At 62.7% G+C, this 25,417-nt stretch carries 22 protein-coding genes and 1 tRNA gene; 10 read left to right on the forward strand and 13 right to left on the reverse strand.

Annotation, left to right across the window (positions count from 1 at the left end; translation table 11 throughout):
* Nucleotides 1-5: 5 nt before the first annotated feature.
* The 7 genes from MMB49_RS08445 to MMB49_RS08475 form a co-directional block, all read right to left on the reverse strand.
* On the reverse strand, nt 6-944 hold the full coding sequence (locus MMB49_RS08445; RefSeq protein WP_003817787.1) for a F0F1 ATP synthase subunit gamma: 939 nt from the start codon (nt 942-944) through the stop codon (nt 6-8).
* Between the two features lie 3 nt (nt 945-947).
* Complete coding sequence (gene atpA / locus MMB49_RS08450) at nt 948-2,627, reverse strand: F0F1 ATP synthase subunit alpha (RefSeq protein ID WP_003814328.1); 1,680 nt, start codon at nt 2,625-2,627, stop codon at nt 948-950.
* Nucleotides 2,628-2,700: 73 nt separating this feature from the next.
* Nucleotides 2,701-3,528, reverse strand: coding sequence for a F0F1 ATP synthase subunit delta (locus MMB49_RS08455; RefSeq protein WP_003819067.1), 828 nt, complete (start codon nt 3,526-3,528; stop codon nt 2,701-2,703).
* Between the two features lie 29 nt (nt 3,529-3,557).
* Nucleotides 3,558-4,085 (reverse strand): F0F1 ATP synthase subunit B, encoded by a 528-nt coding sequence (locus MMB49_RS08460; protein WP_003819064.1) that lies wholly within the window; start codon nt 4,083-4,085, stop codon nt 3,558-3,560.
* 53 nt (nt 4,086-4,138) lie between these two features.
* Nucleotides 4,139-4,369, reverse strand: coding sequence for an ATP synthase F0 subunit C (atpE, locus tag MMB49_RS08465; RefSeq protein WP_003814320.1), 231 nt, complete (start codon nt 4,367-4,369; stop codon nt 4,139-4,141).
* Between the two features lie 111 nt (nt 4,370-4,480).
* Nucleotides 4,481-5,293 carry a F0F1 ATP synthase subunit A gene (atpB, locus tag MMB49_RS08470; protein ID WP_003814317.1) on the reverse strand — a complete coding sequence of 271 codons (813 nt, stop codon included), beginning with the start codon at nt 5,291-5,293 and terminating at the stop codon, nt 4,481-4,483.
* Nucleotides 5,294-5,824: 531 nt separating this feature from the next.
* Nucleotides 5,825-6,859: a homoserine O-succinyltransferase gene (locus MMB49_RS08475; protein ID WP_047270984.1), complete on the reverse strand. Its 1,035-nt coding sequence runs from the start codon at nt 6,857-6,859 to the stop codon at nt 5,825-5,827.
* A gap of 167 nt (nt 6,860-7,026) precedes the next feature.
* On the opposite strand from MMB49_RS08475, the gene MMB49_RS08480 reads away from it, so the two are divergent.
* Nucleotides 7,027-7,103: transfer RNA gene (locus MMB49_RS08480), tRNA-Met, on the forward strand.
* Here MMB49_RS08480 and MMB49_RS09555 read toward each other — a convergent pair.
* Complete coding sequence (locus MMB49_RS09555) at nt 7,060-7,422, reverse strand: helix-turn-helix domain-containing protein (protein WP_003814313.1); 363 nt, start codon at nt 7,420-7,422, stop codon at nt 7,060-7,062. The two genes, MMB49_RS08480 and MMB49_RS09555, sit on opposite strands and share 44 nt — an antisense overlap.
* A gap of 91 nt (nt 7,423-7,513) precedes the next feature.
* Between MMB49_RS09555 and MMB49_RS08490 the strand changes: the two genes are divergently transcribed.
* Both MMB49_RS08490 and brnA read left to right on the forward strand, forming a co-directional pair.
* Nucleotides 7,514-7,741: a BrnT family toxin gene (locus MMB49_RS08490; RefSeq protein WP_225841094.1), complete on the forward strand. Its 228-nt coding sequence runs from the start codon at nt 7,514-7,516 to the stop codon at nt 7,739-7,741.
* A 4-nt stretch (nt 7,742-7,745) separates the two neighbouring features.
* Nucleotides 7,746-7,973 carry a type II toxin-antitoxin system BrnA family antitoxin gene (brnA, locus tag MMB49_RS08495; protein ID WP_047270987.1) on the forward strand — a complete coding sequence of 76 codons (228 nt, stop codon included), beginning with the start codon at nt 7,746-7,748 and terminating at the stop codon, nt 7,971-7,973.
* 149 nt (nt 7,974-8,122) lie between these two features.
* Here brnA and MMB49_RS08500 read toward each other — a convergent pair whose 3' ends face one another.
* Nucleotides 8,123-10,396, reverse strand: a complete 2,274-nt coding sequence (locus MMB49_RS08500; protein WP_047270988.1) for a hypothetical protein — start codon at nt 10,394-10,396, stop codon at nt 8,123-8,125.
* 232 nt (nt 10,397-10,628) lie between these two features.
* Here MMB49_RS08500 and MMB49_RS08505 point away from each other — a divergent pair, with 232 nt between their 5' ends.
* The 3 genes from MMB49_RS08505 to MMB49_RS08515 all read left to right on the forward strand — a co-directional run bounded on the left by MMB49_RS08505 (nt 10,629) and on the right by MMB49_RS08515 (nt 14,723).
* Nucleotides 10,629-12,935 carry an alpha-1,4-glucan--maltose-1-phosphate maltosyltransferase gene (locus MMB49_RS08505; RefSeq protein WP_047270990.1) on the forward strand — a complete coding sequence of 769 codons (2,307 nt, stop codon included), beginning with the start codon at nt 10,629-10,631 and terminating at the stop codon, nt 12,933-12,935.
* 166 nt (nt 12,936-13,101) lie between these two features.
* Nucleotides 13,102-13,596 (forward strand): inorganic diphosphatase, encoded by a 495-nt coding sequence (locus tag MMB49_RS08510; RefSeq protein WP_003814306.1) that lies wholly within the window; start codon nt 13,102-13,104, stop codon nt 13,594-13,596.
* A 560-nt stretch (nt 13,597-14,156) separates the two neighbouring features.
* Nucleotides 14,157-14,723 (forward strand): manganese efflux pump MntP family protein, encoded by a 567-nt coding sequence (locus MMB49_RS08515; RefSeq protein WP_003818414.1) that lies wholly within the window; start codon nt 14,157-14,159, stop codon nt 14,721-14,723.
* Nucleotides 14,724-15,095: 372 nt separating this feature from the next.
* Here MMB49_RS08515 and MMB49_RS08520 read toward each other — a convergent pair whose 3' ends face one another.
* Nucleotides 15,096-15,851, reverse strand: coding sequence for a hypothetical protein (locus tag MMB49_RS08520; RefSeq protein WP_003818411.1), 756 nt, complete (start codon nt 15,849-15,851; stop codon nt 15,096-15,098).
* A 149-nt stretch (nt 15,852-16,000) separates the two neighbouring features.
* Between MMB49_RS08520 and MMB49_RS08525 the strand changes: the two genes are divergently transcribed.
* From MMB49_RS08525 to valS, 4 genes are all read left to right on the forward strand, one after another.
* Nucleotides 16,001-16,762: a winged-helix domain-containing protein gene (locus MMB49_RS08525; protein WP_047270994.1), complete on the forward strand. Its 762-nt coding sequence runs from the start codon at nt 16,001-16,003 to the stop codon at nt 16,760-16,762.
* 12 nt (nt 16,763-16,774) lie between these two features.
* Complete coding sequence (nth, locus tag MMB49_RS08530; protein WP_003814299.1) at nt 16,775-17,437, forward strand: endonuclease III; 663 nt, start codon at nt 16,775-16,777, stop codon at nt 17,435-17,437.
* Nucleotides 17,438-17,520: 83 nt separating this feature from the next.
* Complete coding sequence (locus tag MMB49_RS08535; protein WP_047270997.1) at nt 17,521-19,077, forward strand: ABC transporter substrate-binding protein; 1,557 nt, start codon at nt 17,521-17,523, stop codon at nt 19,075-19,077.
* 82 nt (nt 19,078-19,159) lie between these two features.
* Nucleotides 19,160-21,901, forward strand: a complete 2,742-nt coding sequence (gene valS, locus MMB49_RS08540; RefSeq protein WP_047270999.1) for a valine--tRNA ligase — start codon at nt 19,160-19,162, stop codon at nt 21,899-21,901.
* 117 nt (nt 21,902-22,018) lie between these two features.
* Here valS and MMB49_RS08545 read toward each other — a convergent pair whose 3' ends face one another.
* From MMB49_RS08545 to MMB49_RS08555, 3 genes are all read right to left on the reverse strand, one after another.
* On the reverse strand, nt 22,019-24,217 hold the full coding sequence (locus tag MMB49_RS08545; RefSeq protein ID WP_047271000.1) for a hypothetical protein: 2,199 nt from the start codon (nt 24,215-24,217) through the stop codon (nt 22,019-22,021).
* Between the two features lie 103 nt (nt 24,218-24,320).
* Nucleotides 24,321-24,749: a chorismate mutase gene (locus MMB49_RS08550; RefSeq protein ID WP_003814292.1), complete on the reverse strand. Its 429-nt coding sequence runs from the start codon at nt 24,747-24,749 to the stop codon at nt 24,321-24,323.
* 112 nt (nt 24,750-24,861) lie between these two features.
* Nucleotides 24,862-25,284, reverse strand: a complete 423-nt coding sequence (locus MMB49_RS08555; protein ID WP_047271122.1) for an Lrp/AsnC family transcriptional regulator — start codon at nt 25,282-25,284, stop codon at nt 24,862-24,864.
* Between the last annotated feature and the right edge of the window lie 133 nt (nt 25,285-25,417).

The raw sequence follows: 25,417 nt of genomic DNA on the forward strand, positions 1-25,417 counted from the left end.
CGTTCCTACTCTTCCTTTGTGTTCAGCGCGTCGGCGCTGCCGATGATTTCGGTAAGTTCCTGGGTGATGGACGCCTGACGGGAGGCGTTCATCTTACGGGTCAGCGAGTCGATCAGGTTACGCGCGTTCTCCGTCGCCGTGTGCATGGCGTTCTGCCTGCTCGCGGTCTCGGACGCGGCCGCCTCCAGCAGGCATTCGTGAATACGCGACTGGATGTACTTCGGCAGGATGGCATCCATCACCTTGTCCAGGCTGGGCTCGAAGCGGTACAACGGGCGCACCTTGGAGCTGGCGGCGTTGTCGCCCTCGCTCTCGCGCGACATGCCCGGGCCGGATTCGACCTTGGCCTCGACCACTTCGACGGGAAGCATACGCAGCACGCGCACCTTCTGCACCACCATGTTGATGAACTCGGTGTAGACGATGTAGAGCTCGGAGACCCCGCCCTCGCTGGCCGGCTTCATGTAGGCGGTCATCAGTGCGTTGGAGATGGCTTCGGCGATTTCAACGCCCGGCTTGTCGGTATCCCCCTCCCACGTGTCGGCGATTGCGCGGTTGCGGTACTTGTAGTACGTCACGCCGCGCCGGCCATACACGTAGAGTTCCGGCTGCTTGCCGGCGTCGTCGAGTCGCGTGAGCAGTTCCTCGGTCTCACGGATGATCGACGAGGTGTATGCGCCGGCCATGCCACGATCCGCCGTCAAGGCGAGGACGGCAACCTTGGGGTTGTCCTCCTCCTTCTTGACAATCGGATGCGTGATACGGGTGTGGGCTACCACAGCCTGAACGGCATCGAAAATCGCATCGGCGTACGGCTTCGCGTTCAGGGCCACGTCACGGGCCTTGGCGATATGCGAAGACGCGATCATCTCCTGGGCGTTGAAAATCTTCTCCAGCGATCCCGTAGAGGCGATCCTGCCCTTCAATGCGAGTTGCGATCCCATGGGCTACTTCTTTTCTCCAGCCATCGGGTGCTTGGTCGGATCGTGCGCGGGCTTGTCGGCCTTGGCGATGATCTTCTCCTGCTCCACGGGCACGGGCTTGCGCGTCGAGGACTTCTTCACGACCAGCGGCTTGCCGGCCTTGGTCACGTACGTCTCGCGGAACGCTTCGACGGCCTCGTCCAAGGCGGCTTCGGTGTCAGGCGTGAAGTTCTCGGTCTCACGGATGGTCTTGAGGATGTCGGTGCTGTGCTCCAGGTAATCGAGCAGTGCGTGCTCGAACGGCAGCACGTCGCCCAGCGGCAGATCATCCATCTTGCCATGGGTGCCGGCCCACACGGAGACGACTTCCTGTTCCATCGAATACGGCGAGAACTGCGGCTGCTTGAGCAGCTCGGTCAGGTGCGAGCCACGGTTCAGCTGGTTCTTGGACGCGGCGTCCAGATCAGACGCGAACATCGCGAAGGATTCCAGCGAACGGTACTGCGCCAGCGAGATCTTCAGCGTGCCGGAGACCTTCTTCAGGGCCTTGGTCTGTGCGGCGCCACCGACTCGGGAGACCGAGATGCCGACGTCCACGGCGGGACGCTGGTTGGCGTTGAACAGATCGGACTGCAGGAAGATCTGGCCGTCGGTGATGGAGATCACGTTGGTCGGGATGTACGCGGACACGTCGTTCGCCTTGGTCTCGACGATCGGCAGGCCGGTCATGGAACCGCCGCCCAGATCGTCGGAGACCTTCGCGCAGCGTTCGAGCAGACGCGAATGCAGGTAGAAGACGTCGCCAGGGTACGCTTCACGCCCCGGCGGGCGGCGCAGCAGCAGCGAGATCGAACGGTAGGCTTCGGCCTGCTTCGACAGGTCGTCGAAGACGATGAGCACGTGCTTGCCGTGGTACATCCAGTGCTGGCCGATGGCCGAGCCGGTGTACGGCGCGATGTACTTGAAGCCTGCGGAATCGGAAGCCGGGGAGGCCACGATGGTGGTGTACTCCATGGCACCGGCCTCTTCGAGGCTCTGGCGCACGGATGCGATGGTCGAACCCTTCTGACCGATGGCCACGTAGATGCAGCGCACCTGCTTCTTCGGGTCACCCGTCTCCCAGTTCTTCTTCTGGTTGATGATGGTGTCGATCGCGATTGCGGTCTTGCCGGTCTGGCGGTCTCCGATGATGAGCTGACGCTGGCCGCGGCCGATCGGCGTCATCGCGTCGATGGCCTTCAGGCCGGTGGACAGCGGTTCGTCGACGGGATGACGGTGCATAACGTCAGGAGCCTGGGCTTCGAGGATTCGACGCCCTTCAATGCCCTTGATTTCACCCAGACCATCGATCGGGTTGCCCAGCGGGTCCACGGTGCGGCCGAGATAGCCGTCGCCGACGGGCACGGAGAGCACTTCGCCGGTGCGTCGGACCTCCTGGCCTTCCTCGATGCCTGCGAAATCGCCGAGGATAACCACGCCGATCTCACGGGCGTCAAGATTGAACGCCAGGCCGAGCGTGCCGTCCTCGAAGGTCAGCAGCTCGTTGGCCATGCAACCAGGCAGTCCCGTCACGTGCGCAATGCCGTCGCCGGCCGTCGCGACATAGCCCACTTCCTGGGTGGGGGTGTCACTCGGCTTGTACGACTCGACGAAATCATCGAGCGCCTTGCGTATCGTGGCGGGATCAATGGTAAGTTCTGCCATGATCACTCCTTATTGTTGGAAAATTTCATGTCGGGCTCCGTCGCCGCGTGTGGCGCGGCCCGGAACCGTATCGTCAGGCTTTCGCCTTTACCGTGCGGTGCAGCTGCTGGAGCTGGGCGACCACGGTGTTGTCCGTGACCTCGTCGCCGACCTGGATGCGCATGCCGCCGAGGACCGTGGGGTCGACGACCGAGTTGATGTGCACCGGATGGTCGAGCTTCGCGGAATATACGTCGGTCAGTCGCTTGATCTGGTCGATGTTCAGCGGCGACGCGGTGGTCACGGTAATCATCGACTCGCCCATGTGGCGCGAGAACTTGTTGATCAGCCACTGGATGGTCTCCAGATAGCGCCGGTTGCGCGGGTTGCACGCGGCGTGTTCCGCCAGCCGGAGCGTGACCTCGTTGAACTCGGTCTTGCCCAGCACGGCGTTCAGCAGATCGATGCGCGCCTTGGCGGGTACGCTGTCGTCATTGAGCTTCGAACGCAGAACCGGCAGGTTGAGCAGCGCGGAATGCAGCTCGGCCAGTTCCACGGACACGCGCAGGGTGACGCCCGCGGCATCCGCGTAGTACATCATGGCGTCAACGCCGAAGTCTTCGACGGCGTTGGCGATGTGCGCGGCACGGCTCCATTTGCGACCGACCAGATCGCTCATGATCTCCAGGGTCATGGGATGGGCCTGGGCACCGATGAGCTCCTTGAGCACGCCGATCTTGTCGTCGACCGGACGTGACGGATCGGTGAGAGCGCGTTCGAGCTGCACGGTGTGGTCAAGCACGTTGGTGATCGTGAACAGTTCGTTGCCGATACGCCATGCGTCCTTGCCGGTCGAGCGCAGCTTGGGCGCCAACTCGTCACGCGAAACGCGATCCGAGATGCGGGATGCCTCTCCTCGCATTGGTCACCTCCCTTTCCGGAACGCCGGAATCACTTCTTGTCGTTCGTGTCCAGGTCGTCGATCATCTTGTCGATCATCGAGGACTGCACGTCGTCGCTTTCAAGCTTGGCACCGAGAATCTTGCCGGCCAGGGCCGTGGCAAGAGTACCGACTTCGCCCTTGAGGGAGACCAGCGCCTGCTGCTGCTGCGACTCGATGGAGCGCTGCGCGTTGGCGGTGATCTGGGCGGCGTCGGACTCCGCGCGGGAGCGTGCGTCGGCGATGATGTGGGAAGCTTCGGCACGGGCGTCGTCACGAATCTTGGAGGCTTCGACGCGAGCGGTGCTCAGCTGGGCCTCGTACTTGCTCTTGGCGGCGTCGGCATCCTTCTTGGACTGCTCTGCCTTGGCGATGTTGCCTTCGATCTTCGCCGCACGCTCATCGAAGATGGCGTTGAATTTCGGCATGAAGAACTTGTGGAAGAACAGCGCGACGATGACAAGGATGATCAGGGACCACACGATGTCGTAGACCTGCGGAATGAACAGCTTGAGGCCGTCACTTGCGGCTATTGTCATCATGAAGCCCTCCTTTCAATGTCGAATAAACGTGTGAATCGTCGCCTGTCGTCTCACTTAACGATCAGGGCGGCCACGAAGCCGAGCAGACCCAGCACCTCGACCAGTGCGAGGCCGATGAACATGATCATCTGGATCTTGCCGCTCACCTCGGGCTGACGGGCGGTGGACTCCATCGCCTTGCCGAACAGGATGCCCAGGCCGAGGCCGGGGCCGAGGGTCGCGAGGCCGTAGCCGATGACGGAAAGGCTGCCGGTGACCTGAGCGAGAGTAATGATGTCCATTTCTGTTTCCTTTCTAACGTAACCGTTAAAAAAACTTGGTTAATTTCTTCAGTTGTCTCGGGAATTGCAAAGTATTCGTATTGTCCGTGGTGAGTCTCACGCGGGTGCGGCTCATTCCTCCGGGTAGCTCATGCTGATGTACACCGTCGAGAGGATGGCGAACACGTAGGCCTGCAGGAAGGCGACGAACGCCTCGAACAGGGTGAGCACCAAACCGAAGACGAACCACAGCGCGCCGACGGGGATGCCGGCAAGCTTATTGGTCGCGTCGATGACCCAGTACTGTGCAAACGCCAGGCAGGATGCCACGAGCAAGTGCCCGGAGATCATGTTGGCGAACAGACGGATGGTCAGCGATGCGGGGCGGATCAGCACCAGCTCGCACAGCTGGATCGGCGCCAGCAGGATGTACACCGGCCACGGCACTCCCTTGGGGAAGCACTCGTCGCGGATGTAGCCCCACAGGCCCTTCTCGCGTGCTGCGGTGATCCAGTACTGGATGAGCACCCAGACCGCGAACACCAGCGGCATGACCACTGTGGCGGTGGCCGCCATGTTCATGCCGGGGATGATGCCGCACAGGTTGAACACAAAGATCGTGAAGAACAACGTCGAAATCATCGGCACGTAGCGCTTGCCGCGCAGCTCGCCCATGACCTGATATACGACGCTGTCGCGCACGAAGTCGATGCCCATCTCGACCACGCCTTGCCAGCGGCCGGGGATGAGCTTGGCGCGCTTCGCCGTGATACCGAGCACCACGAGAAGCACCACGGTCGCCACGATGCGGATCAATATGATGCGATTGATCGCGAAGGGGGTTCCCTGGAACAGGATCTCGGGAGGAAGAAAATCATTGACCGTTGGCAGTTCGGGACCGCTGTCGGCCGCCAATAGTGCGCCCGTACCGACCGCATCTACCATATCGCGCCTCCTGCTCTCATTATCAGCTGTCAGTTTAGCCCAACGGTTGAGGCGAATGTGACGTTTGGATATCGTCCGTCCAGCCGTTATCGAAGCTGCCCGGGCATAAGACCGACCAACCGGAGCTCCTGCCCAGACATTCCGCTCCGAATGACTAAATGATTATCCTATGACCACCTTGGACAACACGCAACACGCCTTATTTTCCAAGGGCTGTACGGCGTTTCTTCGCCAAATTCGTGAGCGTTAACATATTGGTCATTGTCTCATTATTTGGACGGTTTTTTAAACACCACTCATAAGGCATGGACAAAAGAGGCCGGTATTCCACCTATTGAACACGGCGATGGCCCTCTTTTGTACGCCATGTGGACACCAAACCGTGCTAATGCAACAAATCTCGAATCTCCGACCAATTACAGCGGGATTCCGAGGTCATCTGCGCCCTCCAGATCCGAAAGACCATCAACGGGGAGCCGACCGGGATGGTCCCAGACCCCCGTCAAACGACCGCAGCGCAGGCGAGAACCATCATTCGCCACGTATCACGCCGTAGTCGTCATGGACGAACGGTGAGAAATCGTCCTTGCGCGGGCCGGAGGGCGCGTGGCGGAAACGATCGATGCCAAGCCGGCGCTCCGCCCGCAATCCGGGCACTTCAGTGAGATCGTACGGCGTGGTCTGATACACCCAGTTCAGCCAATTGCGCCACAGCAGATTCGCGTGCGATCGCCATGCGAACAACGGCTCAAGGTGCGGATCGTCATGCGGGAAGTAGTTGTGCGGGAACGGGACGTTGCTCATCCCCTTCGCCATGTCGCGCTCGTACTCCTCCTGGAGCGTCGTCTTGCCGTACTCCCAATGGCCGAGAGCGAACACTTCGGAGAAATCGCGAGTGGCGATCAGGCCAGGCCCGGACTGCGGACCCCAAGTGAGCACTTGCAAGTCGGGATTCGCCGCCACGTCGGCCTCGTTCACACCCGCCAGACGGGAGTGCGGCTGCAGCGCGATCTCGTCGAAACCATTGGTCAGGAAGCAGTACTCGTCCTGCAGGTACTGCGGGAACACCCCGAATATCTTCTCCGGCAGGTCGACCTTGCGCACGCCATACCGGTAGTTGAGCGCCCCCATCGCGCCCCAGCACAGGTACATGGTGGAGAACACATGGGCGCTCGCCCAGTCGAGAATCGACTTGAACTCGTCCCAGTAATCGACCTGGTCGAACGGCAGGTGCTCGACCGGGGCTCCGGTGACGACGAAACCGTCATAGTAGTTGTCGCGGAAGGCATCCAGCGTCTCATAGAACTTGACCAGATGATCGTGACTGACATGGGTCGGTTCATGGGTGGATGTCTTCATGAAGTCGATTTCGACCTGCAGCGGCGATTTGGAGATCAGGCGCAGCAGCTGCGTCTCGGTTTCGACCTTCTTGGGCATCAGATTCAGGATCACCAATTTGAGCGGTCGCACACGCTGGCGCTCCGCCTCGGGCTTCTCCAGGGCGAAGATGCGTTCCGAGTCGAGGATGGCACGCGCGGGCAGGCCGCTTGGGATCTTGATAGGCATGTTCTTATTATGGCAATGGCCGGGATATTGATACGCCGTCAGGTTATCGCCATGAGTTATGACCGGTTATCAATCCCGGCATTTCACTCAGCGCAAAAATCCGACACGCCGATTTGACAATCTCGCATTCTCCCCTATCTTAGATAGAGCTGTTTGAAAACAGCCGGCGCGGGGTGGAGCAGCTCGGTAGCTCGCTGGGCTCATAACCCAGAGGTCCATGGTTCAAATCCATGCCCCGCTACCAGTGCCTCCGGTTTCACATCAAGGAAATCGGAGGCTTTTTCTATATCATCCATGTTCCATCGGGTGCGCCCACTGAACTTCTGGGATAGAGTCGGCGCGGCAATTCCCATAGCCTGCGCCAGATCCTTCTGAGAGGTCTGTCGAATGGCGATAAGAACCTTCATGTTGTATGTAACGCGATCCTGAAGGCTCAACTCTTGCTTCTGCGCCTTTAACGCCGGCGAGACCATCACTGCAGTCATGTGAACTAGATTAGCAATGCATAGACTTACTTTCAAGTCTTGGATTAGGAATTTACAAACCATGATATTGTTACACATATCTTTTATCCATACATAAAACTGATTTGTATATAACTAATACGGAGTCGAGAATCAAAACCCTGATCGTAGTACGCGGAAGGCCGCGATCTTGTCGACCGGCGCGATGCCTCCAGTGACGCTGACCGCCCCGAATCCCGGAAACGACGATGTGCGCCACATCGTGCTCGGGATGATCGACGGCAGGCATTGGACGGCGATTACAGCCAAACGCGGCAAGCGCATCCGCATCATACCCGTGCACCGATCGCGCAAGAACGAGGAGGCATACCATGAAAGCCAAAAAATGATGCCAAGCGATCACCAGCGACCAGTTTGAGGAGATGTTCGACAACGGCGAGGACATCCTCAGCTATGTCGATCTCGGCAATCCCGTAGTCGAACATCATCCCCCGCTGGAGAAGCGAATCACGCTGACGATGCCCGCATGGATGGTCAGCGAACTAGACGAGGAAGCCGCCGAGCTGGCAATCAGCCGCAACGCCGTCGTCAATACATGGATCGCCGACCAGTTGCGCACCATGCGACGTCGCGAAAACGCCCACGCCTGACCCATATACCATGAGGCCCATGGTTCAAATCCATGCCAAATAGAAGGCTAGGAATTACAAGATTCCTAGCCTTCCTGTTCTATTGCGCCTTTCTCAAGTGCCTCAAACCATCCACCGGTCTCGCTAGACAACCTTCGCCAGCGGCAGCGTCAGCGACGGGATCGGCGGCGGAAGGCCAGGGCACCGATGGCGGCCGCGGCGGCTCCGGATCCGACGACGATGATGGCGACGACCCCCGCACCGGTATGAGACAGCACCGGCTTCTCGGGCTCTGGATCCGCCTTCGGCTCAGCGGGTGGATCATCAGGCACTTCGACGGTTACGGTCTCCCCTTCGACGCCGAGCTCATGCGAAACCAGCACATCACCGTCACGCGAGCGAAGCGACGCTCTCCAATACACCAGTCCCGCCTTCGGCGAGCGCACCTGCGGACTGGCGATCGTCTGCTCGAACAGCGTATGGTCCACTTCGGCGCGGGCCTCGTCAAGCAGCACGCCGTTCATGCCGGGCACCGCCCCTTCCTCCACCGCCTCGTACGCCGTGAACGTCACATAGGCCCCTTCGGGCACATCGCCCACAATCCGCGCCGTATCGCGGAACGGCTCATCGACCCGCACAATGTCCGGCTCCACCTGCGTGGTCAGCGCCGGCTTGCGTGGCCGTGCCACATCCCATATGCGCACGCGCTCCCACGCGTCATCGTATGCGCTGGACGCCGGCATCACCCGGTCATCGCCGTCGAAGCTCCAAACGAACACGTACCATCCGGGCGATTCGGCCACGATGTGCACCGGATCGCCATGAGCGTCCGGCGCCCCGGCGCCCACTCGGATACGCCCGTTGACCGCCGGATAATCCCACACGCCAATCAACCGGTGATTGCTGTCCTCGGCCGGCGGCGTCTCCCCCTGAGGCCGGTACGCCTCGTCGCCGGCGGAATCATTCGGATCGCCCGCCCACCACACGCTCACCTGCGCCATCGCCCGGTCAGCGCCGATGCCAAGCTTGACATTGCCGTCAAAGGATCCGTGATCATCGGGGAATCCGTCGACCGTAATGGTGTCGCTCAGTTCGGAACCAACCACGCCGGTATGCTCCGTGACCGTGGATTCCACACTCACCCGAGCACGGTTCGAATTCGTCTCCGTGTATTCCAGGAACCCGCTGACCACATCCTTACCTATATATTGTCGCGCAGTATCGCTCAACTTCTCGACTTCGAACGCCCACACCCATGTGCCGAATCCTCCACCTCGCGGCGCCTCATAAGCCGCGTCGCCGCCCGGCTCGGCCGTTGCTCTCACGTCCACGCGCTGCCCGGGAGCAGTGAACGACGCCTCGCCATAAGCGGACGGCCGGAATCCCATTGTGCCCAGCCTTGCGATGAACTCCTTCGCCGTCTCGTCGGCACCAGGCATGACCGGCTCGGACAGATCGCCCACGCCGAGCCCGTCGAAATACCATCCGGACGCCCGCAACTCCAATCCGGACGCCCAGGAATCGCCGTCATCCACTCCGGATGTGACGGTATCCACGACCGGCTGCCCGGCGTCGACCACCTTGGCCGCGACGGCGGTGCCCAGTGTGGGCACGAACTCCTTGCGGACCGAGAAATTCACCGCCTTGCCGCTCACCTGCGAAGAGCCGCCGTAACGCACCAGATCCTGGCCTCCCGCGACTGCGAACACGTCCACCTGCTTGCGGTCATATGCCACACTCGCCTTCACTTCACCCTCGCCGGTCGCCTTCCACGAGTACACGATCGGCTCCGCCCCGGATATCCCGGTCACCGTCGCGCTCCCGTTCGCGAACACCGCCGGACCGTTCAGCGTCGCGGCGTATTTGATCCCGGCGATCGTCTTCCCCTGCGCATTGGTCACCGACACCGTGACGCGCCCGGTCCGCGTGCCTTCGGCGTATGTACGCGTCACCGTCGCATTCGCCGGGGCGTTGGATCCCGCCTCCTCCCACATCTGCTCTACCTTGCGCCGCAGCGTCGGATTGTCGCGCATGACGGACACGCGCCGGGATTTCCACGTGTCCGGCTTCAGGTCCAGCAGATCATGGGCCAGCACCGCGATCGCCGCATGCTCCGCGGCCGTCCCGTCGCGATAATGGTCCATCAGCCAGCCGAGCCGGCGCGCGGTGTCGTCGTCACGCAGCTTGACGCTCTCCCCCAGCTGGTATTCGACGCGTTCGCCAGACTCGATGCAGTAATAGTTGTTCGTCGAATCCTTCGCCATGACGCCGATGACCTGCTCGCCGCCATGCTCATAGCGCAGAAACGTGCCGGCATCCGCCCTGCTCAACGTCACCGCCGCGGCCGGCATGGCGGCAAACACCAGCGAGGCCACCAATGCGAGAGCCATGACGGCCGCGACCCCCAGCGCGGACTGACATCGCCTGAATACAACCATGTTCATGATATTCCCTTCCTGAAATCCCGCCGCGTCCACGATGGGCGGTTGATGACACCATGCCATGCCGGACGCCGTCGGCCACCGGATTTCAGGCAATGTGGTCGAAGGCTATCCCCCTTCGGCGTGTTGTGGATAACTCCCCACGACAGTTATCCACATTTGGCGGTTCTCGGCATATAAGACAGGGGGTTATCCACAATCGCCCATTGGCCATCAGCCGTATACAATGGGCGGTATGGCAGAAGAAAAGAAAGGCGCGTCAGCGCTTAGCAGTAGTTCATCTCGATCAGCCACATCGCATTCGGACGACAAGACCGAAGCGAAATCCGCAACCCGTCACACTTCGTCGGGCAAGCAGTCCACATCACGTACCACCTCGACGCGCAAGCGCACGACGGCCAAGACGCCTCGCGCCTCCAGAACGACGAAAGCCGCCACTGCGGCCGCCGTCGCCAACGGTGAGGTCCCCGCGCAGTCCATTCCCGTCGCAGACCCGTCGCAGTTCGGACGCATCGCCGTCATGGACGTGACACCGAACGAGGAATCCGGCCGTTTCCCCGCCCGTGTCGAGCTGGGCGAACCGTTCAAGGTCACCGCGCAGGTCTTCATCGAAGGCCGCACCAAAGTCGGTGCCACCGCCATCGTGCGCAACCACCGCGGCAAGGAGATGCAGCGTCTGCCGATGACCTGCACCAACCCCGGCCTCGACCGCTGGGAGGTCATGCTCACCTGCGGCGAGCACAGCGACGTCAAGCCGTGGCAGCCCGAATTCGCCGCCATCAAGCGCCAGCTGGGCGAATGGAGCGTCACCATCGAAGGATGGGAGGACACCTACAAGTCCTGGCTGCATGACGCGGCCATCAAAGTCAAGGTCAACGACGACGTCGAGAACGCCCTCGAATCCGGCGCGCAATTGCTGGAACGCTGGGCGAAGACCGCCGACGCCAAGCTGAGCGCCGCGCAGCGCAAGACGCTCGTCGCCGCTGCCTCCACCATGAAGGACACATCGCTTACGCCCGAGGACCGTCTCGCCGCGGCGACCAGCGAACCGGTCGCCCAGCTGCATCTGACCAACCCGCTGCGCGACGGCGTCTCGCCCAGCCAGCCCCAGCGTTTCCTCGTGCAGCGTCCGGAATCCAGCTTCGCCGCATGGTACCAGTTCTTCCCGCGTTCCGAGGGCGCCTACGTCGACCCGGAGACCGGCAAGATCGTCCAGGGCACGCTCAAGACGTCGGTGTCCGGCCTGGAACGCGCCAAGGCCGAAGGCTTCGACATCGTGTACCTGCCGCCGATCTTCCCGATCGGCAAGACGAACCGCAAGGGACGCAACAACGCGCTGGAGGCCGGCCCCGACGATCCGGGCTCGCCGTTCGGCATCGGTTCCGAGCTGGGCGGGCATGACACCGTCGACCCGCTGCTCGGCAACATGGACGATTTCAAGGCGCTCGTCGCCAAGGCCCACGAGCTGGGTCTGGAAATCGCGCTCGACTTCGCGCTGCAGTGCTCGCCCGACCACCCGTGGGTCAAGCAGCACCCGGATTGGTTCCGCCACAAGCCGGACGGCTCCATCGCCTTCGCGGAGAACCCGCCGAAGAAGTATCAGGACATCTACCCGATCGACTTCAACGCCGACATGCCCGGCATCGAGAAGGAAGTCGAGCGTGTTCTCGAACTGTGGATCAACGCCGGCGTGACGATCTTCCGCATCGACAACCCCCACACCAAGCCGGTGCGCTTCTGGCAGGACGTCATCGCGGCGGTCACCAAGAAGCACCCGGAGATCCTGTTCCTGGCCGAGGCGTTCACCCGCCCGGGCATGATGCGCGCGCTGAGCTACGTTGGATTCACGCAGTCGCACTGCTACTTCCCGTGGCGCAACACCAAGGAGGAGCTGGGCAAGTACCTGGAGACCACGAACGGCGACGACGGCTACTACCAGCACAACACGTTCTGGCCCACCACGCCGGACATCCTCACCGCCTACGTGCGCGACAACGGCATCGCCGGCCACGCTGTGCGCGCGGTGCTCGCCGCGATGGGCAGCCCGAGCTGGGGCATCTACAACGGCTTCGAGCTGATCGAGAACAAGCAGCGCCCCGGTTTCGAGGAGCAGATCGACAACGAGAAGTACGAGGTCAAGGTGCGCGACTGGTCAGCCGCCGACAAGTACGGCATCGCCGAGCTGCTGACCAACCTAAACCGCGTCCGCCGCGAGCATCCGAAGGCGTTCAGCTACCACAACCTGACGGTGCTGGAATCCTCCGACCCGAACATCCTCGCATTCGCCCGCCACACACCGGCCGAGCTGACCGGCACCGACAAGCCGGAGACGCTGATCGTGGTGGTGAACCTGGACGGTCACGAGGCGCATCAGGCCATGGTGCATCTGGAGCTGCCCGACTACGGCATCGATCCGAAGTGGGGTGCGCACATACACGACGAGCTGACCGGCCGCGACTTCGCGTGGAGCTGGGACAACTTCGTCTCGTTGGCACCGTGGGCCGATGTGGCGCACATCTTCACCGTGGTGCATGAGGACTGAGAACGCATGAGGGACGCGCGGCCGGCAGGCTGACCGTTTCGGTGATGGGGCCCGTCGTTTCGACGACGGGCCCCATCTGCGTTTTTGGGCGAAATCGTGGCGCTTCCGGCGTACGACGGGGTATTGTGGAGTGTGATTATGTCAATCGACTCTAAGGAGCAATATCATGGCAGAAACGTTCAACGTTCTCGTTGAAATCCCGCGTGGTTCCAAGAACAAGTACGAAGTCGACCAGGAGACCGGCCGCATCACCCTGGACCGTGAGCTGTTCACCGCCATGGGCTACCCGGACGACTACGGCTACATCGAAGGCACGCTCGGCGAGGACGGCGATCCGCTGGACGCGCTGGTGATGGTCAAGAACTCCGTGTTCCCGGGCTGCGTCATCGAGTGCCGCGCCGTCGGCCTGTACCACATGGAAGACGAAGAGGGCGGCGACGACAAGGTGCTGTGCGTGCCCGCCGACGTGCGCTACGACGACATCAAGGACGTCAACGACGTCAACGAGTACCACCTCAAGGAGATCAAGCACTTCTTCGAGCAGTACAAGGCCCTGGAACCCAACAAGGAAGTCCTCCCCGGCGACTACTGGACCGGCGCGGACGTTGCCGAGAAGGAAATCAAGGAGGCGCGCGAGCGTCTCGCGAACGCGTCGAAGTGATTTGCTTCAGGACAGCCCGGTGGGCTGTCCGGCGGCAACGTGCGAGGACGCGACAGCGACCGAGCCAACCATGAGCCGGCCGAAGGCCGTCCTCAATTGCAGGACCGTTGCCGAGAAGGAAATCAAGGAGGCGCGTGAGCGTCTCGCGAACGCGTCGAAGTGATTTGCTTCGCTTCCGCCTCCGCTGGCGGGGGCTGTCAGCCATCGGCTGACTGGGGGTGGTAACTCTGGCTTAAGTGCCACGACCACCCCCAGTCGCTCCGTGACAGCCCCCGCCAGCGGGGGCATTTATTATCTTATTATCTTATCGACCACAGCTTTCTGGCTCGCCTACAAACATGTTCCGCTGTTTGCTTCACGGCTCGTCCCGCCAGCGGGGCGATGTTGTGTTACAGTAGTGCCTTGTAGTTTTCACGACTTGCGAACAGCATTCGCTTGGATTCAAAGCCGGCTTGCTGGCCCGGCAGTTCTCAAAGTCCGTGCCCCCTAGGCGTAGGCGGTTTATCCGTCGAGGCCCATCCCCCGGGGAAGCCGGCGGGATGAACCTTTATGTTCCAGCTATGATTGAGATACTGCTTATTTCCGTATCCGTCGCCATGGACGCTTTCGCCGTCTCGATCGGAAAGGGATTGACCGTCACGCGCGTGCGGCCGGTCGACGTCATCAAGACCGCATTGTGGTTCGGCGGCTTCCAGGCATTGTTCCCGCTTCTGGGCTTTTTCGCGGCCAACACGTTCAGCAAATACGTCACCGCGGTTGATCATTGGATCATTTTCGCGCTGCTCGCGTTCATCGGCGGCAACATGATCCGCGAGGCGTTCGGCGAGGAAGAGGAGAACAGCCGGGAGACGGCCCAGTTCGACTGGCGCCATATGCTGCCGCTCGCGGTGGCGTGTAGCATCGATGCGTTCGCCGTCGGCGTGAGCTTCGCATTCATGAAGGTCAACATCTGGTTTTCGGTGATCGTCATCAGCGTGGTGACCGGCGCGTTCTCCACTGTCGGCCTGTATATCGGCCGCGTGTTTGGCGCACGCTGGCAGAAGCCGGCGCAGATCGCCGGCGGTGCCGTGCTCGTGCTTCTCGGTCTTAAGGTGCTGCTTGAGCACCTTGGCTTCATAGCATGGTAACGCAACGAGACTGAAAATATGCGGCTGTCAGCGTCCGTGTTCGGGACTTTCCGTGTCTGGATATTGCCGGGACGATGAGGCCATCGTCTTGCCGGCGCGGATTTCGTCGTGGTGCCCAAGGGGACATGTCTTCCCCGCGTGTGCGTCATTGCGCGCAGCCGAGGTCCTCGACCCAGGCTCCTCCATGCGAGCCGGTCGCCGGAGGGCGGTCCGTGGCGACCGTCTCGATCAGGCCGCCCATGATGGCGACCCTTCGCCGACGAACTCCACCGCCCAAAAGAAAGAAGCGCGTTGGCTGAATGACGGGTACCGACTCCCCGCATCGCATACTGGCGAAGACCAGTATTCCCTGCCGAAGAAAACCGTCAAATATCAGAAGATCAGCTGCATGACGAATGACGCGGCGAACACGAGCAGACCGCTGAGCATCACCGGCAGCAGCCCGATACCCAGCCACGGCGCCGGAGCAGCCGGATCCGGATCCGCCTCGCGGCTCCACGACACCGAGCATACGGCGAACAGCACCGCCACTACCACGAACGCCGCGGCCACGATGATGAATCTCGTCAGCAGCCCGTTATCCGGCGACGCGGAGCCCATGTCGATGAGATCGGGCACAAAACACCATCCCGCGGCGCTGACGGAGACCACGGCCCCCGTCATGCAGTGCGACAGCGCGCGAATCAGGTGGCTGCGCTCCGCGCGCACCATCTGCCGGCCGAACGCGATGATCGTCGCCGCGATCAGCAGTATCGCGAAGCACGCCGCCCAACGCACCAGCTGATACATCACCAGACGTCCATCATCCGCAAGACGCCCGCCCTCGTACGCGGGGTAAAACAGCTGGCTGGCCAACGACGTCCGCGCGCACAGAATCGACAGCACACCCGCAACCGCGCCGATCAGGCGGTCGGCAATGCCGGCACGGAACGGCCACCCAACCTGGAATAGCACGAGCAGCACCACGGCGAGCGCGATCGCAACCCCTTGCGCCACACCGCCCTGGTTCCCGAACGTGAACTCCAGCACGCCCGTCACGCCGAATAGCACCACGTATGCCACCGCCTGAACCGCAAGTACGCGGCCAATCGAGCTTCCGGTACGTTGTTCGCCGTCGCCCATCGTCATCACACTCCACAAATCGCAATCCGCGGCAGCCTCGCGACCGCCATTCCACTAACTCTAGCCTAGCGTCGGCTGTCCACATTATGCGCCTACAATATGACCACTAACCATATGGGTACTACGGTTATCCATATTCAGGAAAGGGGAAGCGGTTGACTGATTTGACGCTGATGACATTCGCGAACGACCCTGCCACCGTGCTTCCCTCACTTGCACTGCTGTCCCACCGCGTGCGCGTGCTGCCGATGGACGCCGCAAGCCTGGTGAAGATGCCGGAGAACACCGTGCTCTTCCTCGACGCCCGGGATGACCTCGCCACGGCGAAGACGCTGTGCCGGCTGATTCACGCTTCCGGTCTGGCCACGCCGATCGTGCTGATCCTCACCGAGGGCGGGTTCACCGTCGTCAACTCGCAGTGGGGCATCGCCGATGTGGTGGTGGCCTCCGCTTCACCCGCCGAGGTGGAGGGGCGCCTGCGACTGGTGTCGGAACGCGGCAATGCGCCGATCACGGGCGCCAGCACCACGGTCGATTCGGAGCGCACCGAGGATGGCCAGATCCGTTCCGGCGATCTCGTGGTGGATACCAACGGCTACACGGCATCGCTGCACGGCAGGCCCATCGATCTGGCGTACAAGGAATTCGAACTGCTGAAGTATCTGGTGCAGCATCCCGGCCGTGTGTTCACGCGCGCGCAGCTCCTGCAGGAGGTGTGGGGATACGACTATTACGGCGGCACCCGTACCGTCGACGTGCACATCCGTCGCCTGCGCGCCAAGCTGGGCGGCGAATACGAACATCTGATCGGTACCGTGCGCAACGTCGGCTACCGTTTCGACCCGCCCGAGGGCGAGGGAGACAAGTCACTCGCGGCTCCGGCGGCTTCCGACGACACTGACGCCGACGCCCAGTAAGACCGGCGCATCATGCCACGCGAATCCAAACGGGCACGCATCCAGCGGATGCACGAGGAGTACGCATTGCTCGTCGAGGCGTTCCCGCACCCGAAATGCGCCTTGGATTTCACTTCTCCCCTGCAATTGCTGATAGCCACCGTGCTCAGCGCCCAGACGACCGACAAGCGGGTGAACACCGTCACGCCCGAGCTGTTCTCGCGTTTCCCCGATGCCGCATCCCTGGCCGCAGCGAATCCGCAGGACGTCGAAGACATCATCCACCCGCTCGGCTTCTACCGTTCCAAGACCAAGCATCTGCTGGGATTGGCCGTAGTGCTGCGTGACCGTTTCGGTGGCGAGGTCCCCGATACGATGGACTCGCTGGTGACGTTGCCTGGCGTCGGCCGCAAGACGGCCAACGTGGTGCTGGGCAACGCGTTCGGCGTGCCCGGATTCCCCGTCGATACGCATGTGATCCGCGTGACGGGACGGCTGCGCTGGCGCGGCGACTGGAACTCGTCCAGTCCAGATCCGGTGCATATCGAGCGGGAGATCTGCTCGTATTTCGAGCCGTCGCAGTGGACCGACCTGTCGCACCGGCTGATTCTGCATGGACGCGCCACCTGTCACGCGCGCAAACCCGATTGCGCGGTGTGTCCACTTCATGACACCTGCCCGAGCTCACTGATATAGACCAAGCGGACGGACCCGGCCGGTATCCCACGCATCAGGGATCCCCCGTCGACCCGTTTACCCCGGGCATTACACTCGGAGCCATGCAGCACAGCGCACGGCATACCTCCATCAGCAGTTCGGCGAAGTCCGCCATCATCTTTGTCATCGTCGCGGGGGTGCTCGGCTGCGCCGTCTGGCTGGGCTGGTCCCTGCTGCACCGCAGATACACGCTGCCCACCTTCAGCGGCCTGCAATCAAGCGTCAAGGTGAGCGTCGGCATCACCGGCGCCCCGGAATCATTGGATATCCGGACAACCGACGACGATTCGCTCGACCGCGTCCTTCTCGGCAACGTCTATGAGACGCTGCTGAAGCGCGATGACAACAACAAGATCCAGCCGTCGCTCGCCTCCTCGTGGAAGGTGTCCGAAGACGGCACCACCTACCGCTTCAACCTGCGCAGCGGCGCGACGTTCGCCGACGGCACCACGATCACCTCGTCCGACGCCGTATGGTCCCTGCAGCAGATCATCACCAAGAAGTATGTCGGCAGCGACGAACTGTCCGCGCTGTCCAACGTGGAGTCGGACGGCAACAGCACGCTGGTGCTGCGGCTTCGCGAACCCGACCCGCGGCTGCTCGCCAAGCTCACCACGCGCATCGGCATCGTCTACAACCAGCGTGAGAACATCGACTACGCAAAGCAGGCCAGCGGGTCCGGACCGTTCACCGTCTCCCAATGGCAATCCGGCAAGCAGCTGACGCTGAGCCGCAACGACCACTATTGGGGTAGCAAGTCCAAGGCCAAGACCGTCACCGTCAACTTCGCGGCCGACACCACGGAGCTGGCCAAGGCTCTGAACAACGGCCAGATCGACGCGGCCGTCGCGCTGGATCAGTCCGCCGCCGACGCGGTGAAAGATGACGGCATCGTCAAGAAGCAGGGCGTCAGCAACCGCAAGGTCGTGCTCGCCTTCAGCAACAACACGCAGTCCATCCTTTCCGACAAGCGGTTCCGGCAGGCAGTGCGCTACCTCATCGACAAGAACGCGATGACCGAGGCGCTGGGCGGCGGCACGGTCATGACCGGGCCGCTGTCACCGCTCGACGACGGATATCAGAAGACGGATGAGACGTTCGGCCACGACATCGGCAAGGGCAACGACCTGATCAAATACTTCCGTTTCCGCGTCTCCAGACGACCGCTGACCTTCGTCTATCCGAAGGAATACGGCTCCCAGATCGGCGAACAGGTCAAGCAGACGATGTACGCCGAGCCCGCGTATTCGGACGTGTCCGTGTCGATGGTCGACGATGCCACATGGAGCAAGACCGTGACGCAGGACCGCCAATACGACTTCACGATCTACGAGACCGACGGCGAGGACGATCTGGACCTCCTGATGAACAGCAACTCGTACATCGGCTTCGTCAGCACCGACTCGCAGAACGCGTGGAGCAAGGCGCTGAAATCCTTCAGCGGCGACGACTACGCGAAGAACTTCCAGTCGTTCATCGGCACGCTCGACGACGATTCGCCGGTGGACTGGATCTGCACGCGCAAGCCGATCAGCGCGTACCGCAGCAACATCACCGGAGTGCCCGTCAACATGACCTACACGCAGCTGCCGCTCGCCGATATGACCACCACGGACTGATTCGGGTCCATGCGCCCGGACCCGCCCGCCGGCGGACGCAGCCGCGCGGCTGTTGTCACGATTGCTTTCTAGACTGTCGCTTATGACCGAAGAGCAGGATAACAGCATCATCAAGGCACACCTCACCCCGTTGCCCGACAAGGTCGGCGTCGACGGGCTCGAAGACAAGTGGCGCGGCGAATGGGACGAGGACGGAGTCTACAAGTTCCAGGGAACCCGCGACCGCAAGGCCGTCTATTCCATCGACACCCCGCCGCCCACCGTATCCGGCCATCTGCATGTCGGCCACGTGTTCAGCTACACGCACACCGACGTGATCGCGCGATTCAAGCGCATGCAAGGCTATGACGTGTTCTACCCGATGGGCTGGGACGACAACGGCCTGCCCACCGAGCGCCGCGTGCAGAACTACTACGGCGTGCGCGTGGACACGTCGCTCAAGTACGATCCTGATTTCAAGCCGCCGTTCGAGGGCACCGACGGCAAGAAGATCGACGCCAAGGATCAGGTGCCGGTCTCGCGCAAGAACTTCATCGAGCTGTGCGAGAAGCTCACCGCCCAGGACGAGAAGCAGTTCGAGGCGCTATGGCGTTCCCTCGGCCTGTCGATCGACTGGTCGCAGACCTACCACACCATCGGCGAGCACCCGCAGCGCGTGGCGCAGAAGGCGTTCCTGCGCAACCTCGCGCGCGGTGAGGCGTATCAGCAGGACGCGCCCGGCCTGTGGGACGTGACGTTCCAGACCGCCGTGGCCCAGGCCGAGCTGGAAAGCCGCGAATACCCCGGCTTCTACCACAAGGTCGCCTTCCGTTTCGAGGACGGCACGCCGATCTACATCGAGACCACCCGTCCCGAGCTGCTCGCGGCCTGCACCTCGCTGATCGCGAACCCGAACGACGAGCGTTACAAGCAGTATTTCGGCCAGTCCGTGTACTCCCCGCTGTTCAAGGTCAAGGTGCCGATTCTCGCGCACCCGGCCGCCGAGATGGACAAGGGCGCCGGCATCGCGATGTGCTGCACCTTCGGTGACGTGACCGATGTCGAGTGGTGGCGCGACCTGAAGCTGCCGACCCGCCCGATCATCCAGCGCAACGGCCGCATCGTCATGGACACCCCGGATTGGATCACCGACCCGGCCGGCCGTGAGATGTTCGCCGCGACCGCCGGCAAGACCACGTTCTCCGCCCGCAAGATCATCGTCGACGCGCTGCGCGAGGCCGGCGACCTGGACGGCGAGCCGACCCCGACCAAGCGTATGACGAACTTCTACGAGAAGGGCGACAAGCCGCTGGAGATCGTCACCTCCCGTCAGTGGTACCTGAAGAACGGCGGCACCGACGCCAAACTGAACGCCGAGCTGATCGAGCGCGGCAAGGAGCTCAACTTCCACCCCGATTTCATGCGCGTGCGCTACGAGAACTGGGTGCATGGCCTCAACGGCGACTGGCTGATCTCCCGCCAGCGCTTCTTTGGCGTGCCGTTCCCGCTGTGGTACCCGGTCAAGGCTTCCGGTGAGCCGGATTACGATCATCCGATCACTCCGAGCGAGGACCGTTTGCCGATCGACCCGACCAATGACGTGCCGGAAGGCTACGACGAGTCCCAGCGCGATGTGCCCGGCGGCTTCACCGCCGAGCCGGACATCATGGACACGTGGGCGACGTCCTCGCTCACCCCGCAGATCGTGACCCGCTGGGAGGAGCCGGACGAGGCTTCCAAGGCGCTGTTCAAGGCCACGTTCCCGATGGATCTGCGTCCGCAGGGTCAGGACATCATCCGCACCTGGCTGTTCTCGACCGTGGATCGCGCCCATCTGGAGAACAAGTGCCTGCCGTGGGCGCACGCCACGCTGTCGGGCTGGATCCTGGACCCCGACCACAAGAAGATGTCGAAGTCCAAGGGCAACGTCGTCGTGCCGAACAAGCCGATCGAGCAGTTCGGCGCCGACGCGGTGCGCTACTGGGCCGCCGCGGCCCGTCTCGGCCTCGACGCCACGTATGACGAAGGCCAGATGAAGATCGGCCGCCGTCTTGCGATCAAGCTGCTCAACGCCTCGAAGTTCGCGCTGGCCATCGGTCGCGAGGACGAGAACCATCATGTGGGCGAGACGGCCGACGCCGTCTGGAACCCGGTCGATGTGACCGAGCCGCTCGACCGCGCCGTGATGGCGAAGCTGGCGCTGGTGATCCGCCAGGCCACCGACGCGCTGAACGCCTACGAGCATTCCAAGGCGCTGGAAGTCATCGAGAGCTTCTTCTGGCAGTTCTGCGACGACTACATCGAACTGGTCAAGAACCGCGCGTACGGCACTGCCGACGCGCACGGCAAGGTGCCGAGCGACGCGGCCGTGAAGTCCGCGCGCACGACGCTGGGCCTAGGCCTGGACGCCTTCGCGCGCCTGCTGGCCCCGTACCTGCCGTTCGCCACCGAAGAGGTGTGGAGCTGGATGCACACCGGCGAGGGGTCCGTGCACCGCGCCGCTTGGCCGAAGGCCGACATCTATGCCGCAGCAGCCACCGGTGCCTCCCCGGAGACGCTGGCTTGGGCCGGCAAGGCCGTCGAGCAGCTGCGCAAGATCAAGTCCGAGGCCAAGGTCTCGATGAAGACCCCGATCCTGTCGGTGACGCTGGCCGCCGTCAAGGACGGCATCGACGCCATCAAGTCCGCTCTGGACGACGTGGCGCAGGCCGGCCGCGTGATCGGCAAGTTCGATCTCGCCGAAAAGCACGCCGAGGAGGCCACGGCCGAAGGCGAGGGCGACGATACCGTCGTCATCGATGCCAGCGAGCTCGGTGAGCCGCCGGCGAAGAAGGCCAAGAAGTAACCTGCTTCTCACTAACGGAAACGGCCCCCTCGGATCCACGAGGGGGCCGTTTTGCACCCACGGCATCGTGACGGCGGCATGCCGGCTGCGCGCCGTGCGCCGTATGCCGCGCACCCGTCACACGGCTGGCATGATGATCAGCAGACGCAGATCCTCGGTATGCCGGTTCCAGTCGGATAGCACGTCGTAACTGTGCCGCCCGTCGGCGATGCAGTGGTCGGAGTATGCGTTGGCACCGTCGCACGACAACCGTCTCAACGCGGCAGCGAGACGCGCGACCGGTTTGCCGTCGACGGCCGCGCTGCCGCTGCCGCTGCCGGCCAACGATTGCGCGGCCTGAACCAGCATGTCGGAGACGTCACCAATCGCCACTGTCTCGTCGATGAGCTCAGACGACGTGCTCTGCAACGGCGATCTGGGGTTCATGCCGGCGATGCCGTATACCGGCGAGAACTTCGGAACCGACGCCGACTTCGAACCGGATGCCGTGCCCGCCGCCGAAGATGAGCCGCTGCCGCTGGCGTTGCCATCCTTGCCGTCGCCGCTATCCTTGTTGCCGCCCTTGCCGTCGCTCTTGACGGCGTCGCCGAGCATGCCCAGGCCGCTGGCGTTGCCCATCACATCGCCGATACTCATGCCTGACTGCGAGTCGTCATCGGTCTTGCCACTGGCCAACGCCTGCGCCTTGCGCTCGGCCTCCTCACGCTCCTGCTTGCTGACGGCGGCCAGCCGCTTGCGCTCGGCCTTCGCCGCCATCGACGTCGTGTCGGAACCGGCCCAGCCGTAACGCACCCGGTCCGCAGCCGCATCGCCACCTTGCGCATCGCCGGTGGAGGCGGTGCTGGTCAGTGCGCCGGCGAACTGTATGCTGATCTGCTGCAATGCGTTCGCCGCGCCCGTATGTTCGGATGCCGCCGCCAAGGCGTCCATCGCCGACTGCACTTTCTGATTGTCGTCCTGAAGGTCGGCGCTGGTGGAGAACTCCTCGTTGGCGGCGTCAATCGCCTGTTGCTGATACCGCGCGGCTCCCGCCGACGTGCCTCCGGTCAGCTCGCTCAGATGCTTGGTGTACACGTCGGTGTAGGCCATCGAATAGGGGATCATCGCGTTGGACAGCTGGCTCTGCCCGGCCTTGTACGCCGTCGCGCCCTCGGTGGACTCCTGGGCCATGGTCTGGCTGATCTCATCGGCGAGTCCCGACGTGCCGCGCTGACGGATGCGCTGAATCAGGTCGTCTATGGCATGTACTGCGCCGTCGTGCTCATGCGCGGCACTGACCGCGTTGACCGCGTTGGCGAGGTCGGTGACCGCCTGCGCCATCGGGGTGTCGCCGGTCAGTTCGCCGGCTGTGCCGATCAGCGCCTGCATCTGCGTGGATGAGCCGATGCTGCCGGACAGATGGGTCGTGTACGACCCCACGTAATGCGCCATATACGACGAGAACGCAGCCTTGTGCGCTGCGGTTTTCTCCTTGATCGCCTTCTCGCCGAGCTTCTGCTCGCGATCGCGCATGGTGGTCAGCTGTTCGATTAGTTTGTGGTCCGACGCGGAACCGGTGACGACCAGCGTGTTGACCAGTGCGTCAGCACGGTCGGAGACAGCCGTGACCTCGTCGACGAACGACGCCGTGTCATCGGCCTGCACGGTCACGAACGCCAGTTGGCTCATCGAGAAGTTCTTCGCGTTCATATAGCAGTCGAACACCGTGCGTTTGCCGGGCTCCCCGACGCCGCTGACAAGCATGTCGGATCCTTGCGTCGTCAGCGTCATGCCGTCTCCGACGGTGATATCGTCGGAGACGGCAGACGGTACGGTGAACGCCACCACGGGAATGCTGTTCTCCGCGTAGCCGTTGGACACGGCCGCATTGGGCTCCACGGTGATACGGATATCGACCAGTCCGCTGGCACCGGCGATCTGGGACGGCTTCACCTGCGGGCCGTTCAGGCCGTAGGCGATGCTGACCGACCACGGCAACACGCGTTGCCCGGCCTTCACCCGCTCCTGTGTGGTCTTGCCGGTTTCCACAGCCTTGTATTCCGCCGCGAGCATGGAACCGTCACCGCTGTTGCCGGCCACGTAGTCGACGATGTCGCCGCCACGGGAGACCGTGAACTGGTTGGTGACGTACAGGCGTCCCGGAACCCCGTCCGAGTTGGCGAGAGACATGACATTCTGCGTCTTGGAATACCCGGCATCTCCTTCGGCCGGATTGGCACCGGCCGTGACCGGCCCGCCCGCCGAAGGGGCCAGAGTCAGGGCCAGCGTGGCGACAGCCGCCAGGCTTCGCGTCATCACCCCGGTCATATGCGCCATCGTCGCTCCCCCTTTCATTCATCATCACGCGGCCCGCATGCCGAATACAGGCATGCATATGCACGCCACCGACGATGCGGGCAGAGCGGCAAATCTCCGCCGATCAGGCGAACACGTCGAGCACGCCGGGATCCCCTCCCGCGTCGGCGATGCGCTGATGCCGCTTCTTGGCCTCGGCCACCACGAATTCCCGGTACATTTCCGCGATGTCGGGATCGAGTCCGGCGTCGATGGCGATGCGGTGCAGCCGTTCGATCTGGTAGTCCTCGCGCTTGTAATCCGCCGGCGCGAATCCGGCCCGCGCCTTGAGTACGCCCACCTGGGACGTGTACTTGAACCGCTCCGCGAGCAAGGAGACGATGGCCGTGTCCACATTGTCGATGGACTGCCTGAGCGCCTTGATCTTGGCCACGGTGACCGCGGTCTGCGGATCATGCCGTGCGGTGTCGGCGTCGATGACGGTTTCGGATCCGCCGCCTCCCACCTCGCGGGATGACGGCTTCGCCCAATCGCTGTTCTCGGGTTCACTCATACTGCCTACCATAGCGCGTGGGCCGAACCCGGGCCGTCGGCTATTCCTCAACGATGGAACGATATGGTCAATGCCGGCCGGGATGTCTAACGCCTACGGCGAATGGCATCCGTCAGAAATACGTCTGCAGGATCACCGTGCTTTCAGTGCTGACCGGCACCGTCCGATGGATGCGGTTCAGCAGTTCCTCCAGTTTGCTGGGTGACGACACGCGAACCACCAGCATGAAGCTGGGCGCGCCGGCTATGGAGTAGCAGGACACCACGCCTTCCAGCTCATGCAGCTTGCCGGGGATATCGGCCTCCTGCGAGTAGTCCAGCGGCGTGACGGACACGAACGCGCTGATCGGCAGACCGCGCAGCTCATAGTCGAGCACCGCGCGATACCCCTTGATGACTCCTCGCTTCTCCAGCTTCTGCACGCGGGACTGCACCGCGGACACCGACAGGCCGGACAGCCGGGACAGCTGAGCCAGCGTGGCCCGCCCGTCCTCCTCCAACGCATCGAGGATGGACTCGTCCGTGGCGTCGAGCATGGCGGAGCCCTCCGGCCTGATCTCCACCTTGCGCGATGCCGCGTCCGGTTCCTCGTCATTGCGCGTATTCGCCTGTGCCATCACGTCCTCCCGGGTCATACGGTTCGCCGCAACCTGCATGTGGAGCGGTTCC

The sequence above is a fragment of the Bifidobacterium sp. SKU genome (assembly GCF_026016405.1).
Classification (GTDB): domain Bacteria; phylum Actinomycetota; class Actinomycetes; order Actinomycetales; family Bifidobacteriaceae; genus Bifidobacterium; species Bifidobacterium bifidum.